The sequence below is a fragment of the Owariibacterium komagatae genome (assembly GCF_045865535.1).
Lineage (GTDB): Bacteria > Bacillota > Clostridia > Oscillospirales > Ruminococcaceae > Ruthenibacterium > Ruthenibacterium komagatae.
The window spans coordinates 645,027-658,835 of sequence record NZ_AP031406.1 but is presented as its reverse complement, the minus strand read 5'-3'; the positions used below and the strand labels follow the sequence as shown (position 1 = coordinate 658,835).

Genomic DNA, 13,809 nt, shown 5'->3' with positions numbered 1-13,809 from the left:
TGGAATGCGGCTGCTGATTGTGGAGGATGAGGAGACGATTGCGCGTCCGCTGGCAAGGTTGCTGTGCACAGAAGGCTGGAAGGTGGAACTGGCGTTTACCGCTGCGGAGGCATTAGCACATCTGAAAGAAGGACCGCCGGATGCGGTGCTGATCGATTTGGGACTGCCGGATCAAAGCGGCCATGAGGTGTGTCGCGCGGTGCGGGAAGTCTCCGACGCAGCCATTCTCATTTTGACAGCACGCAGCGATGAGGACAGTGTGGTGCGGTCGCTGGAAGAGGGCGCGGATGATTATGTGGTCAAGCCGTTTCGCGCCAGGGAACTTGCCAGCCGCCTTCGGGCGGTACAGCGGCGGCGGGGTGTGAAAAAACAGTATCGTTTCGGAACGCTGTGCATTGATGCGGGTGCGGCACAGGTGCTGGAAAATGGTGTGCCGCTGACACTCACGGCACAGGAATATCGCCTGCTTCTGTTATTCGCTGCCAATCCGGGACAGGTCCTGGAGCGCGGTGCATTGCTTCAGGCTTTGTGGGATTGCGGCGGAAATTTTGTCAACGACAACACCCTTACCGTAACCGTCAAGCGCTTGCGGGAAAAGCTGGGAAAGCAGGGCGATCGCATCACGACGGTGCGCGGCATCGGTTATCGATGGGAGGAAGAACTGTGAGCAGGGAAACAAAACTTCTTTTGCTGACGCTTTTGGCCGTTTCCGCGGCAGGAGGGGCGACGGGCTATCTTGTCTGCGGTGCGGCAGGTGCTTTGTGTGCGCTGATGACGGGGCTGCTTTGCTGCGCTGTCTGCCTGACGGTCAGCCTGCACCGAATGAGGGAGATCCACCGGTTGTGCGATTATCTGGCGCAGGTATATGCGGGCGACCGCTTTCTTGACATCCGGACCCAGCGGGAGGGAGAGTTGAGCCTGTTGCGGAACGAACTCTATAAGGTCACCGCGATCCTTTGGGAACAGAAGGAGTGTCTGTCGCGTGACCGGCAGCAAATGGCCGATTTTTTAGGGGATGTGGCCCATCAGCTTCGCACGCCGCTGGCAGCCATTGTGCTGCAGACGGAACTGTGGCAGGACGCGGCGGTTTCCCAGACGGAGAAAACAGAGTGTGCCGCCCGGATTCAGCAGGCGGCAGAGCGCATGGGATGGCTGGTGGAACAGCTTTTGCAGCTTTGCCGGTTGGACGCAAAAGTGGTGCGGTTCCATGCACAGGAGCACGCGGCGCGGCAGCTTTTGCGGGAAGCCGCCCGGGGGCTTGCTCCTCTGTGTGCGGCGAAAAACGTATCGCTGGAGTGTATGGCGGACGACGGTGTGCAGTGCCGGTGCGATGCGGCATGGACCGTGCAGGCGCTGACCAACCTAATCAAAAATGCAGCCGAGCACACGCCTGCGGGCGGACGCGTTCGTCTTCTGTGCGAAGCCAATGCGCTTTTCACACAGTTTTGTGTAGAGAATACCGGGCCGCTTCTTTCTGCACAGGAGATACCACATTTGTTTGAGCGGTTTTGGCGGGGAAGGGACGCTGCGCCAGACAGTATCGGAATCGGTCTTTCGCTGGCAAAAGCCATCGCCGAAGGACAGGGTGGGACGCTGTGGGCAGAAAACGGACCGGATGGACCGCGATTCCTTCTGCGGATTTATCGTACGTGACAAAAACGTCACGGAACTGTCACTCTTCTGTTAGATGAGAATGGCATACTGACGGCAGAAAGGAGCGAATGAACCATGGCTTTTTTGGAAGTAACCGCGCTTACCCGGATCTACGGAACAGGTGAAGCAAGCGTAAAGGCGTTGGACAATGTTTCCTTCGAGGTGGAAAAGGGTCAGTTTGTGGCTGTTATGGGGGCGTCGGGTTCGGGAAAATCCACGCTGATGCATCTGTTGGGAGGTGTGGACCGGCCGACCGGCGGGAGCGTGCGGCTGGATGGAATTTCACTGTACGAGCAAAAAGAGGAAGCGCTGACCATTTTCCGCCGGCGGCAGATCGGTCTGGTGTATCAATTTTACAATCTGGTGCCGCTGCTGACGGTAGAGGAAAATCTCTGTCTTCCGCTTCTTTTGGATGGGCGCACACCGGACGCCGCGCGGGTGGCGGATATGCTGGCCAGGCTGGGTCTTGCGGAAAAACGTCGGGCGTTTCCGGCACAGCTTTCCGGCGGTCAGCAGCAGCGGGTGGCCATCGGGCGCGCCCTTCTGACCAGACCGGCGCTTCTTCTGGCGGACGAACCCACCGGAAATCTGGATTCTGCGGCAGGAAAAAATGTGGCGGATCTTTTGGAGCAGATCCATCTTACCACAGGGCAGACCGTGGTGATGATTACTCATGACGAAACGCTGGCCCTTCGTGCGCAGCGTATTTTGCGCCTGAAGGACGGCCGAATCGTGAAAGATGAGGTGATCCGTCCGTGAAAGCCATGTTTCTGCTCACTTCCCGGCAGTTTGTGCGAGGCGGCGCGCGCACCTGGTTCACCTGGATCTGTGCGGTAATCTGTACGGGCCTGATCGGGGCGGTTCTGTTTGGCGGGGAATCATTGGCGGCATCCTTTTCCCAGCGGTCTGATCTGGCGCAGCAGGTCCTGCTGCTCTCCCGTCTGGTATTGGGATCTCTGATTTTGGGCCTGGCGATTTTGCTGCGCAGCATATTCCGTCTGTCGTTGTCGCAGCGCACACGCATGCTGGGCCAGATGGCCAGTCTGGGCGCTACCCGCCGCCAGCTGCGGCAAAGCGTGTGGATGGATGCGCTGATTCTGGCCGGGTGCAGCATCCCTTTGGGGTTGGTGGCTTCCGCCGCAGGTTTGGCAGTTGTTTTTTCTGTTTTGAAAAGCTGGACACAGCTGAATGCCCGTCCACTGACGCTGTTGGTCCGGCCGCAGCATGTGCTGCTGGCAGCGGCGTGTGTTCTGGTCACGCTGCTGCTGGCCACGTGGGGGCCGGCACGGGAAGCTTCCCGCCTGACACCCATTGAGGCCGTGCGGGAAAGCTGTGCTCTGCCCAAACGCCGGGGCAGAGTCCGTTTTAAAAATGTGGAAAAATTGCTTGCGGTTCGCAGCATTTCCGCGTATCGCGAACGAAGCAGCCAGACCGCGGTGATCGCTGTCTGTGTGTTCTTGGTGATGCTGACACTGGGCTTTTCGGAAGGAATGGTGCGCTCGTATGAAGACAGTGTGCCGGAGTACAGCTATCGTGTCTACTGCTGGGTGCGCGGCGGCGATGAACCGGCGGAATTGGATCGTCTGGTACGGAATGCGGCGGCAAACGTAACGGACAGCCGGGTGTACTCTTCCGAAGACACCGGCCTGATTTGGCCGGTGGGAGATTCCATGGCCAAGGTGCTCACGCTGGATGACCAGGCATTTGAAGAGTGGTACGGGGCTCCGCTGCCCGCTGCAGAAGAAGGGACGCTGAGCTGTGTTTATGCATCGGACGGGCAACAGAAACCATCTTTCAACATTGGACAGACCGCTCAAAGCGGCGACTGTGTGGTGACAGACTTCTGCAGCAACCCGCTGCCGGCAGGATTGCAGGAGGAAAACGGATTCTCGACACAGTATCTGATTACGACCCAGAGCGCGTATGACGCGTTCCCGGGAAAGCTGCAGCGGGCAGAGCGCCTTTTGCAGATTTTGGTGGAAACGCAGGATGCGGCACAGCTGACACCGGCTGTGACGCAGGCGCTGGCTGAGAGGGCAGTGCAAGACGACGGACATGACTTGGTGGGAAGTGACATGACAGCTTATGTGATCCAGGACTTCACGCGATCTTCCTGGAACTACGCTGCCACCGAGGCGGCCATTGATTTGCTGCGAATCTGCTGCGGTGGATTCGCCGTGCTTCTGGCGGTCGGCTGCACCGCATCCGTTCTCAGCGCAGTCAGCGCGCAGGCACAGATGCGCCGCCGGGAGTTTGCCCTTCTGCGAAGCGCCGGCATGACGCAGACCGGCATTCGCCGCACACTGGGCATCGAAGCGCGAAATCGCTTTGTTTGGGGACTGGGGCTGGGTCTGCCACTCGGAATAGGGGCATACTATTTTCTGGAAAAACAGATGATTTCCTTTTTCGATTTTCACTGGCTGGCATGCCTGGCGGAATCTTGCAAAACTGGTCTTGTGGTGGCGGTGTGCGCCGGAGCGGTGTGCTGGGCCGCCAACCGCATCGCGCTGAATGCGGCACTGCACGCTTCGGTGAGGGATGACCTCGTCCGGGAATAAAAAGAAAGGCCTTCGGCTGAAACAGCCGAAGGCCTTGTTTATTCTTTGCGTGCAGCAGCAATGGTATCCAGAATCTGCGTGCGGGTATCATCGAACAAAAGTGCTTTGTTATGGCGGAAGTAGGCGTCGCAGCCAAAGTTTTGAATGTACCAGGAAGTGTATGGGTTGGCTGTCAGCTCTGTGGCGAAAATAACCATTTCCTGGCTTTCGCCCAGCGCCTGCTCCAAAAAGGCAAAGGCTGCGTTCATCTGATCGCCCGTGACCTGTGCCGTGTCCAGCCGCGCCCGGACCTGTGTCTGAAACTGCCCGCGCACCAATTCGAAAGCTTCTGTTCCGTCCGGCCGCTCGGTGTCCAAAAGATGCAGATAGTGTTCCAGCTGGCCTGCGGCAGCCCGCAGCGTTCGCTGTTCCTGAGGGTCGGCATTCCCGGCCTGAATCTGCCGGGCAATGCGCGCCTGCACACCCTGCAGCTCCTGCGTCAGAGCATTCCCGGTGTCGCTTGCAGACTGTTTTACACGGGTCAGACAGGCGTGCAGCTCGTCCGTCAGAAGATCCTGGCGGCGGCATACCCGGGCGCTTTCGCTGAGCCGTGCGATCAAAAGTCCCAGTACACTCAGTTTTTCATCAAAAGGCGCGCTCTGCAGCTCACGGGCGGACAGCTTATCCCAGGTCCCGTTCAAAATGTCATCCACGTGGTAGACCTGGCGGTATTTGGCGTACAATTCCAGATAGTTTGCAAAGTCCTTGGCGATGCGGGGCAGTTGGATGTACTGACCGATCACCTCCCGGTCCGGATGAATCCCCAGCTGTTCGTAGGTGAGAAGAAGCTCCGAGAGATCTTCCCAACCTCTGGCAGTGGCGAACTGAACGCCGTCTACCGAAGCTTCAAAGGCATAGAAATGTTCCTTGTGAATTTCCAGATAGGTGAGAATGGCGCCGTGAATTCCTTTTTGATAGGCGTATTCTTTCCACACGGAAAAATCCTGTTCCACATCGATGCGTTTGACACGGTCCAGTGTGACCACGTCAAACTCCCGGACAGACTTGTTGTATTCCGGAGGGTTTCCTGCCGCGACAATGATCCAGCCATCCGGCAGCTTCTGGTTGCCGAACGTCTTGCACTGCAAAAACTGAAGCATCATGGGGGTCAGCGTTTCCGAAATGCAGTTGATTTCATCCAGAAAAAGAATGCCCTCCTGAAGCCCGGTTTCTTCCATGGTCCGGTACACGGTGGCCAGTATTTCGCTCATGGTGTATTCTGTCACCGAAACCGTTCGCCCGGCAAACGTGCGCTCCACAATGAACGGCAGGCCCAGCGCACTCTGACGGGTGTGATGTGTGATGGTGTATGCCACCAGCGCCACACCGGTTTCAGCGGCAATTTGCTCCATGATCTGCGTTTTGCCGATGCCCGGAGGCCCCATCAGCAAAATCGGACGCTGGCGCACCACGGGAATGCGGTACTGGCCGAATTCATCCCGCGCAAGATAAGCGCGAATGGCATTTTTAATCTCCTGTTTTGCTTGCTTGATATTCATAGCGTGTCTCCTTGCAGTTCGTTTTCATCCAGAAGAATGCGGATCCCCCATGGCGGAACCCGTTCGGGAAATCCCTGCTGGGCCAGCATCACAAAAGCCGCATCGTAGGCGGGGCGCTTGGCGGGGTAAATGCCCAGCCCGTCGGTGAAGTAAATCACACCCCGCAGCTTATGAAACGCGCCCTGTTCCACCAGGCTGTCTACATGGCGAAACACCGGGCGGAAATCCGTCGCACCCTGTCCGGCCAGTTCAAAGTTTTCCATGTATTCTTCCAGCTCTTTTCGGCTGGAAATGGCTTTGTCGACTCGAAGCTGATCGTCGCACTGCAGAATCCGCAGATGGAACGAACGAAAAAAGCTCTCGCTCTGCTTCAGAATACCATACGTGTACTGCAGAAAGCGGCGCACCAATTCGCCGGAAGTGGACATGGATGTGTCAATGGCGATCACAAGATCCCGGATTCGCTGCACCTCCCGGGTTTCCAGAGGCTCAATCAACGGCATGTTTCCGTAGCGGCGCAGCCCGTAGGTGTAATAGTTGTAATCGAAAGTGTCCGCATCAATGCCGGACTCTTCTCCTGTGACGGCGAAACGGCGCAGAAATGCACGGTAATCAGCAGTTTCCCTGGTTTCCACACGCAGCTGTTCCAGTACAGCCTGCCCGCCGCCCGATGCCTCACTCATCACTGTTTCCATACTGGTTTGGGTGTGCTGGGCGATTTGCTGCCAGTTTTGCCGGGGCTGCTCCTGCTCTTCCTGAGAAGCTTTTTCCCACAGAGAATGGTCGTCCTCAAAAAACTCCCGCGCCAGAGTGGCGCGCTCGTATTCTTCCAGCGGATGGTTTTTGAAAAAACGATACAGCGCTTCGGCGGTCAAAACTTTCCGTTCTTCTTCCAGGCGGCGGTACAGGCCGGAGCGCCGGGGACTGGGCGCCGCTGCAAGGCAGCGGTAGTCCAGCGAGTCCAGCATGTGTTCCACGGCAATGTCACAGCAAAGGTCCCACAGCTCGCCGTCTCGTCCCTGCCGCTTGGCCGGGTGAAGCAACATGCAGTGAAGCAGCAGATGAAGATAGGCCCGGCACACAAGGTTTCGGCTTTTTTCATAGCGCAGGGCCAGATAGCTTCCATTGAAAAAGAAGGCCTGTCCATCCGTGGCGATAAAATCCGTATCCTGTTCATCGGAAAAGGGAAGTGCACACAGAGCTGCGTCCAGAAACGGCAGATTCAGATACAATTCGTTGCGGGCGGCTGTCAAAATCGCACGGCCTGCTTTGCTCCAGGCATCGGATTGCGGCATGGCGATTCCTCCTTCAAAGGTCAAAGGTTTTGGTGCGGCCCGCGCCGGTTCGATGCAGGTGTTCCATCAAAAGGCCCAGCATCTCCGTGTCCCGGTCATTCCGGGCGCGATCGCAGGCGGCCTGCAGCGCCTCAGGTGGAAACAGCTCCAGCCCCAACGCCCAGGCCATGTCTTCCGTGTCCCGGGCATCCGCCAGCACCTTCAGTGCCGCAGCGGCGTGCTCTGCTACAAGCGCACGGTATTGTTCCCGGTTCGCCGGGGAAAGTTCTTTTGGCCAGCGCAGGCGGCCCAGCGCAACGCGCACGGCATCCTCAAAATCCCGGGTGCGCACAAGCCGCTCCAGAGCCGCGTCGTACTGGGAAAAATTCAGCTTTTTCCCGTCGAAGCACTGGCGGTAGGTAAATCCGGCTCCCTCGATGTGGTAGCCGAAAATGTGGGGCGCGGCCAGCTCTTCATACTCCTCGCTGTAAGCGGGAAACCAAAGACGCGCCTGCGTGCCATCCGCAAAATGCATCCTGCACAGCAATTCTCCGTGGTGTTCGCGCAGAACTCCCCGCAGGCAGCTCTCTCCCGACGGCGAAACGGCCAGCCGAATGTTGTGCAGGCGGCTGCAGTTCAGAAAGGCGCCGGACCCCACATCCGCCATCGCCGGGGAGATGTCCAGCTGTTCCAGAGCCTGACAGTCATAAAATGCGTAATCGCCCAGGCTCTGTAAATGGAGAGGGAGCGTGACCTGCCGGATGCCGTCTGCGTCGTGCGGTTCGGGTTGGCCGCGGCCGACATGAACGGTAAACAAATCGCGGATACCGGACATATCCGGCGCGCGTCTGGCCATGGCATAATCACCCAGTGCCGTCACAGGCACTCCCAGTATGGTATCCGGCAGATGAATCACCGGGTCGCGCGTTTCACAGCGCAGCACCGCCACACCGCCCGCCTGGTGCCGGCAGGTGAGGGTCAGTTCGTTTTCGCCATCCATCCATTCCATGAAAAAACACTCTTTCCAAAAAAGACATTGATCTAATCATACCATTTTAGGGGAAATAAGGGAAGAGCAAAAAGCAAACCCAGCCGAACAGGCTGGGTTTGCTTTTTACAGCACGCTTTGTCCGTTGACCACCAAATGGAAGCCAAGGCCCAATTTGTCAGCTGCTTTCCGGCACAGCGTCATGCGGTCCAGAAAGATTTCAAAGTAGTCCATCATGGGGGAGATGGCCGTGTCCAGCTGCAGATTGAGAACCACTGCGCGCTGGTCCATATCCAGCATGGTGGAAGCTTTTTCCACCGCGTAATTGACCCGGTCGTGGATGTCGAAGGTGTGCAGGTCTTTGGGGCGAACACGACTTCGGCGAACGTCCGTCTTGTCCGCGAGAATCAGCGCGGCCGCAACGGGATTGACCGGAAAAGCAGTGCCTTCATCGTGGTTGCCAATGGCCGAGCAGACTGTTGCAATCTCATCCGCGGGCATGCCCAGCTTGTCCAGAATGCGGAAGGCCATGACAGCTCCGGACTGGGCGTGGTCAATGCGGTTGATCACGTTGCCGATGTCGTGCATATAACCGGCAATCCAGGCCAGCTCCTGGGTGCGTTTGTCATACCCCAGCTCAGCCAGAATTTTTTCCGCAAAGTGCGCCACACGGGTGACGTGTGCGAAGCTGTGTTCGGTAAAGCCCAGCGCTTTCAATGTGTCATCCGCCCGCTCGATATAGGTGCGGATTTGTTCGTTTTCCTTGATTTCAATCGGTGTGATCATTTGGAAATCCTTTCTTAAAACATCCGTTTTGTTCCAGTACCACAAAAGCTGTGGCAAAATCGCCCTCATGGGTCAGGGAGAGAAATGCGCAAAGCCCTTTTTCTTCCATGCGGCGCAATGCTTCGCCGCAGAAAACAAAATAGGGGGCGCCGGCTTCATCGCGCAGCGCTTCGGCCTCAGACCACACGAACCCCGACAGCCCTTCGCCCAGCGCTTTGCCAAGCGCCTCTTTGGCGGCGAAGTTGGCGGCGATGGTTTCCGCACGCATCTTTTTCGCCTGAAAGAGCGCCAGTTCCCGGGGGCCAAATACACGTTTCAGGAAGGACTCGTGCTCCAAAGCTTTTTCGATGCGGGAGATCCGCGTTGTATCTACGCCGATGCCAGCGATCATTCCCATTCTCCTCTCCGGTGGGTTCTGCCTTTCAGTATACTGTTTTTTTACAGCAAAATCCAGTGTCAGGGCTTGAATTTTGGGTAAAGGAACGGTATAATATGCTACAACAACGCGATGACAAAGAGAGTACGCGCAGACGCAATGTCCCAAGAGAAGGGCGTCAATGGCTGGAAGCGCCCGGCAGAGGGCTGTGCGGAAGTTCACTTTTGAGCGGCCCTGCTGAAGGCTTTTGCTGGTAGGCGGGGACGGATGCCGCCGTTATCCGGCAAAAGAGTGTTTGCTCTTGTACGACAGTACGGCAAAAATATGGGTGGTACCGCGGAGTTTTCAAGGCTTCGTCCCTGTTTTAAGGCAAGGGACGAAGCCTTTTTTCGTCCCGTAATTTCATGGTAAAGGAGAAAGAATGTTGAAACAGGCACTGCAAAACATCAAGGCCACGGCGGATTCTCTGATCGCGCAGGCCGAGAGCACGGCGCAGGTGGAAGAACTGCGCGTTCGTTTTCTGGGCAAAAAAGGCGAATTGACCGCGATCCTGAAACAAATGGGCAAACTCAGCCCGGAAGAACGTCCGGTGGTGGGCGCTCTGGCCAACGAAGTCCGCGAGGCAATCACGGCGGACATTGCGGCCCGGACCAAAGAACTGGAGCAGGCGGCGCTGGCTGCACGTCTGGCGCAGGAGGAAATTGACGTGACGCTGCCGGGCAAACGTCCGGTGCAGGGAAAGCGCCATCCCTTTGAGCAGGTTTTGGGCGAATTGAAAGAGATCTTTTTGGGCATGGGTTTTGACGTGGTGTCCGGCCCCGAAGTGGAGCAGGATCATTACAATTTCGAAATGCTGAATATGCCCAAAAGCCATCCCGCGCGGGATACGCAGGACACGTTCTACATTACGGAAAATGTGCTGCTGCGCACGCAGACCAGCCCGGTTCAGATCCGCACAATGGAGAACCAGAAACCGCCCATCCGCATCATCTGCCCGGGGCGGGTGTACCGTTCGGACGCGGTGGACGCAACCCATTCCCCGATCTTCCATCAGATCGAAGGTCTCGTGGTGGACAAGAACATCACGTTCAGCGATTTGAAAGGCACGCTGGAAATGTTTATTAAGAAGCTGTATGGCGAAGGCATTCGCGTGCGCTTCCGTCCGCATCACTTCCCGTACACGGAGCCCAGCGCCGAGATGGACATGAGCTGCTTCAAGTGCGGCGGCAAGGGATGCAGCCTGTGCAAGGGCGAGGGCTGGATCGAGATCCTGGGCTGCGGCATGGTGCATCCCAAGGTGCTGGAGAACTGCGGCATCGACCCGGAAGTTTATTCGGGCTTTGCGTTCGGCGTGGGCCTGGAGCGCATTGTCATGATGCGCTACGGGATTGACGACATGCGCCTGTTGTACGAGAACGATCTGCGCTTTTTGAAACAATTTTAAGCTGAGGAGGAACACAACATGAAAATGCCATTGGGATGGGCGAAGGAATTCGCCAAGTTTGAGTGCACTCCTCACGAGTATGCCGAGCGCATGACTATGAGCGGCAGCAAAGTGGAGACATATGAGTGCGAAGCCGATCAGATCAAGAATGTCGTGGTGGGCAAAATTCTGTCCATTGTGCCGCATCCGGACTCCGACCATATGGTCGTGTGTCAGGTGGATGTGGGTCAGGACGAGCCGGTGCAGATCGTGACCGGTGCGGGCAATTTGAAGGTGGGCGATCTGGTCCCGGCCGCGCTGCACAAGAGCCTTCTGCCCGGCGGCAAGGAAATCCGGAAAGGAAAACTGCGCGGCGTTGAGTCCAACGGAATGCTGTGCAGCCTGTCGGAGCTGGGCCTGACCAAACACGATTTCCCCAATGCCATCGAGGACGGCATCATGGTGCTGGACGAGGAATGGCCCACGGGAACCCCCATTGTGCGTGCATTGGGTCTGGATGACGTGAGCGTGGATTTTGAAATCACACCCAACCGTCCGGACTGCCTGAGCGTCCGCGGCCTGGGCCGTGAGACCGCGGCGACGTTCGGCGTGCCGTTCATGGACCACGTGCCCGAAGTAAAATCCGGCCATGGTGATGTAACAGATTTCCTGAAGGTGGATATTGAAAACGCAGACCTGTGTTACCGCTATGTGGGTGCTGTGGTGGAAAATGTGCGCGTTAAGCCGTCGCCCCGCTGGATGCGCGAGCGGCTGCGCCTGTGCGGCGTTCGCCCCATCAACAACCTGGTGGATATCACCAACTATGTGATGCTGGAGTACGGCCAGCCCATGCACTGCTTCGACTATAAATACGTCAACGGCGGGCATATCACCGTGCGCAACGCACGTCCGGGTGAGGAGATTGAGACGCTGGACGGTGTGGATCGTGTGCTCAGCGAAGAGATGCTGGTCATTGCCGATGAAAAAGGCCCCATTGCCGTGGCTGGCGTGATGGGCGGCGAGTTCTCTGGCGTTTATGATGATACCACTACGATCGTGTTTGAAAGCGCCATGTTCAATGGTCCCTCTGTGCGCACCACTGCCAAAAAGCTGGGCATGCGCACCGAAGCGTCCGGCCGCTATGAAAAAGGGCTGGACCCCAACGGCTGCCTGCGCTGCCTGCAGCGCGCGCTGGAACTGGTTCAGTTGCTGGATGCGGGCGACGTGGTCAACGGCGTTGTGGATGTGTGGACGCAAAAACGTGAGGAGCGCCGTGTTCTGTTGCGTCCGGAGATGGTCAACAAGCTGTTGGGCACGAATCTGGACAAACAGCAGATGATCGACATTCTGCTGCCCCTTGGCTTTGTCATGGATGGTGACGATGTGATCGTGCCGTCCGACCGCTGGGATGTGGAACGCGACTGCGATATCGCAGAAGAAGTGGCGCGCTATGTGGGATACAATAAAATGCCTTCCACCATTATGACCGGCGTGGCCAGTGCGCGGCCCACAGAACGGCAGACCTTCCGGGAGAAAATGCTCAACACGCTGGTGGGATACGGTTTGTATGAGGTGGAGACATTCTCCTTCTTCAGCCGCAAGTCCTTTGATGCCATCAACCTGCCGCAGAACGACCCGCTGCGCAAGGCAGTGGTCATTTCCAACCCGCTGGGCGAGGATACCAGCATCATGCGCACCACGGCGCTTCCCAGCGTGATGGATGTGGTGACACGCAACTACAATGCGCGCGCGGCTGAGTGCGCAGTGTTCGAGGATGCCACGGTGTATCTGCCGCATGGCGGTCCCGACGAGCTGCCTGATGAAGTGGAAAGCGTTGTTCTGGCTGCTTATGGGCAGGAGTATGATTACCTGGCCCTGAAGGGAATGGTGGAGAAACTGCTGGAGACCGCGGGTGTGAAGGACGTGCGTTATGAGCGCAATGCCGCGGGAACCACGTATCATCCGGGACGCTGCGCCGACATTTACCTGGGCGACGAAAAGCTGGGTGTGATTGGTGAGCTGCATCCCACTGTGCTGGGCAACTACGGCGTGAAACCGCGTGTGGTTGCAGCGGAGCTGAACATGGACGTTTTGTTCGCGCATCGCGGCGGCACGGCTTTGTTCCAGCCGCTGCCCAAGCACCCGGCCACCGCCCGTGACCTGGCGCTGGTGGCGGACCTGTCCATGCCGGCAGCGCAGATTGCGCAGTGCATTGAGAAGGCGGCGGGCAAACTGCTGGAGAGCCTGACGCTGTTTGATGTGTACACCGGTGAACACATGGCCCAGGGCAAGAAGAGTCTTGCTTATAATCTGGTTCTGCGGGCGCCCGACCGCACGCTGACCGATGAGGAAACGGAAAATATTGTGCAGAAAGTGCTGAAAAGCCTGGCGGAAATCCAGGTCGTTCTGCGCAGCTGAATTGTTCTTGTGTGATGCAAAAAGCGCCGTGTTTCGACACGGCGCTTTTTCAATTTTGAAAATTGTTTGAAGATACGGAAAACAAAGCGTGGATTTTCAGTGGTTCCCCTTGCACGAATATGGATTTTAAGATACAATATATACAGGAATTTATTCTATTCAAGGAGGGACAGAGAGTATGAGTGAGCCTACCGCCATTTTCTCGATTTACGATGATAAGGATAAAGAGATCAAGGCCATTTTGACAGATGTATACCGCGCGTTGAAAGAAAAGGGGTACAATCCCATCAACCAGCTCGTGGGATATATTCTCTCGGAAGATCCCACCTACATCACCACTTATCAGGGCGCGCGTGCAAACATTCGCCGCATTGACCGCGATGATCTGCTGCAGGTGCTGCTGAAAAATTATTTGGGCGAGTAAATCACGCCCGCAGAAAAGGAGAACCTTCTCATGGCATTTACCCCGAAACTGACTTACAAAGGAAAACCGCTGGTCCGGTGTAAGAACGATATCTATTACGGCAATCTGGCCGATCCGTATGTCATCTTCATGCAAGTTCTGACCAGCAAGGAGGAAAATGGCGTGCGTGTTGCGGACCGCATTCATGTCACGCTGCTCTCTACCGATACCACCAAAAGCCCCATCGAACGCATGGCGCGGCAGAGCGATAAATACGGCCTGTGGAGCGCATTGGAAATCGGCAGCATCTGGCTGGAAAAAGCGTTGGGAGAGAAAAAGGCCTGACGCGGCAGCGGAAAGTTTTTCATGCAATGTTTAAAAGAACCCTCTCT

Annotated in this window: 13 protein-coding genes and 1 other annotated feature; of the genes, 8 read left to right on the top strand and 5 right to left on the bottom strand. The window is 56.9% G+C overall.

Going from position 1 to position 13,809, the window contains the following annotated elements:
- Positions 1-4: 4 nt before the first annotated feature.
- The 4 genes from ACKTS9_RS03425 (at position 5) to ACKTS9_RS03410 (ending at position 4,211) form a co-directional block, all read left to right on the top strand.
- Positions 5-667 carry a response regulator transcription factor gene (locus ACKTS9_RS03425; RefSeq protein ID WP_349215047.1) on the top strand — a complete coding sequence of 221 codons (663 nt, stop codon included), beginning with the start codon at positions 5-7 and terminating at the stop codon, positions 665-667.
- Positions 664-1,653, top strand: a complete 990-nt coding sequence (locus ACKTS9_RS03420) for a sensor histidine kinase (protein ID WP_349215046.1) — start codon at positions 664-666, stop codon at positions 1,651-1,653. Before ACKTS9_RS03425 ends, ACKTS9_RS03420 begins: the two co-directional genes overlap by 4 nt.
- A 75-nt stretch (positions 1,654-1,728) precedes the next feature.
- Positions 1,729-2,412 carry an ABC transporter ATP-binding protein gene (locus ACKTS9_RS03415; protein ID WP_349215045.1) on the top strand — a complete coding sequence of 228 codons (684 nt, stop codon included), beginning with the start codon at positions 1,729-1,731 and terminating at the stop codon, positions 2,410-2,412.
- Positions 2,413-2,417: 5 nt separating this feature from the next.
- Entirely contained in the window at positions 2,418-4,211 is a 1,794-nt protein-coding gene (locus tag ACKTS9_RS03410) for an ABC transporter permease (RefSeq protein WP_349215055.1), read from the top strand.
- Positions 4,212-4,249: 38 nt separating this feature from the next.
- Here the strand turns inward: ACKTS9_RS03410 and ACKTS9_RS03405 are convergent, their stop codons facing one another.
- The 5 genes from ACKTS9_RS03405 to acpS form a co-directional block, all read right to left on the bottom strand.
- Positions 4,250-5,749, bottom strand: coding sequence for an AAA family ATPase (locus ACKTS9_RS03405; protein ID WP_349215044.1), 1,500 nt, complete (start codon positions 5,747-5,749; stop codon positions 4,250-4,252).
- Positions 5,746-7,044: a DUF2201 family putative metallopeptidase gene (locus tag ACKTS9_RS03400; protein ID WP_349215043.1), complete on the bottom strand. Its 1,299-nt coding sequence runs from the start codon at positions 7,042-7,044 to the stop codon at positions 5,746-5,748. The genes ACKTS9_RS03405 and ACKTS9_RS03400 overlap by 4 nt, the downstream gene beginning before the upstream one ends.
- Positions 7,045-7,057: 13 nt before the next feature.
- Positions 7,058-8,032 (bottom strand): leucine-rich repeat protein, encoded by a 975-nt coding sequence (locus ACKTS9_RS03395; RefSeq protein WP_349215042.1) that lies wholly within the window; start codon positions 8,030-8,032, stop codon positions 7,058-7,060.
- Positions 8,033-8,137: 105 nt separating this feature from the next.
- On the bottom strand, positions 8,138-8,797 hold the full coding sequence (locus ACKTS9_RS03390; RefSeq protein ID WP_349215041.1) for an HD domain-containing protein: 660 nt from the start codon (positions 8,795-8,797) through the stop codon (positions 8,138-8,140).
- A complete protein-coding gene (gene acpS / locus ACKTS9_RS03385; RefSeq protein WP_349215040.1) occupies positions 8,781-9,188 on the bottom strand; it encodes a holo-ACP synthase in 408 nt (135 codons plus the stop codon). Before acpS ends, ACKTS9_RS03390 begins: the two co-directional genes overlap by 17 nt.
- A gap of 108 nt (positions 9,189-9,296) precedes the next feature.
- Positions 9,297-9,537: a binding site (T-box leader), on the top strand.
- A 60-nt stretch (positions 9,538-9,597) separates the two neighbouring features.
- Here acpS and pheS point away from each other — a divergent pair.
- The 4 genes from pheS (at position 9,598) to ACKTS9_RS03365 (ending at position 13,762) form a co-directional block, all read left to right on the top strand.
- A complete protein-coding gene (gene pheS, locus ACKTS9_RS03380; RefSeq protein WP_349215054.1) occupies positions 9,598-10,617 on the top strand; it encodes a phenylalanine--tRNA ligase subunit alpha in 1,020 nt (339 codons plus the stop codon).
- Positions 10,618-10,635: 18 nt separating this feature from the next.
- Positions 10,636-13,014 (top strand): phenylalanine--tRNA ligase subunit beta, encoded by a 2,379-nt coding sequence (pheT, locus tag ACKTS9_RS03375; protein WP_349215039.1) that lies wholly within the window; start codon positions 10,636-10,638, stop codon positions 13,012-13,014.
- Positions 13,015-13,192: 178 nt separating this feature from the next.
- Positions 13,193-13,438 (top strand): IreB family regulatory phosphoprotein, encoded by a 246-nt coding sequence (locus ACKTS9_RS03370; protein ID WP_349215038.1) that lies wholly within the window; start codon positions 13,193-13,195, stop codon positions 13,436-13,438.
- 30 nt (positions 13,439-13,468) lie between these two features.
- Positions 13,469-13,762, top strand: coding sequence for a hypothetical protein (locus ACKTS9_RS03365; RefSeq protein ID WP_349215037.1), 294 nt, complete (start codon positions 13,469-13,471; stop codon positions 13,760-13,762).
- The last annotated feature ends 47 nt before the right edge of the window (positions 13,763-13,809 follow it).

Coding starts and splice junctions, on each gene's coding strand:
- acpS (WP_349215040.1), bottom strand. CDS start 9,188: ATGATCGCTGGCATCGGCGTAGATACAACGCGGATCTCCCGCATCGAA.
- ACKTS9_RS03400 (WP_349215043.1), bottom strand. CDS start 7,044: ATGCCGCAATCCGATGCCTGGAGCAAAGCAGGCCGTGCGATTTTGACA.
- ACKTS9_RS03415 (WP_349215045.1), top strand. CDS start 1,729: ATGGCTTTTTTGGAAGTAACCGCGCTTACCCGGATCTACGGAACAGGT.
- ACKTS9_RS03410 (WP_349215055.1), top strand. CDS start 2,418: ATGTTTCTGCTCACTTCCCGGCAGTTTGTGCGAGGCGGCGCGCGCACC.
- ACKTS9_RS03395 (WP_349215042.1), bottom strand. CDS start 8,032: ATGGAATGGATGGATGGCGAAAACGAACTGACCCTCACCTGCCGGCAC.
- ACKTS9_RS03405 (WP_349215044.1), bottom strand. CDS start 5,749: ATGAATATCAAGCAAGCAAAACAGGAGATTAAAAATGCCATTCGCGCT.
- ACKTS9_RS03425 (WP_349215047.1), top strand. CDS start 5: ATGCGGCTGCTGATTGTGGAGGATGAGGAGACGATTGCGCGTCCGCTG.
- ACKTS9_RS03365 (WP_349215037.1), top strand. CDS start 13,469: ATGGCATTTACCCCGAAACTGACTTACAAAGGAAAACCGCTGGTCCGG.
- ACKTS9_RS03390 (WP_349215041.1), bottom strand. CDS start 8,797: ATGATCACACCGATTGAAATCAAGGAAAACGAACAAATCCGCACCTAT.
- ACKTS9_RS03370 (WP_349215038.1), top strand. CDS start 13,193: ATGAGTGAGCCTACCGCCATTTTCTCGATTTACGATGATAAGGATAAA.
- pheT (WP_349215039.1), top strand. CDS start 10,636: ATGAAAATGCCATTGGGATGGGCGAAGGAATTCGCCAAGTTTGAGTGC.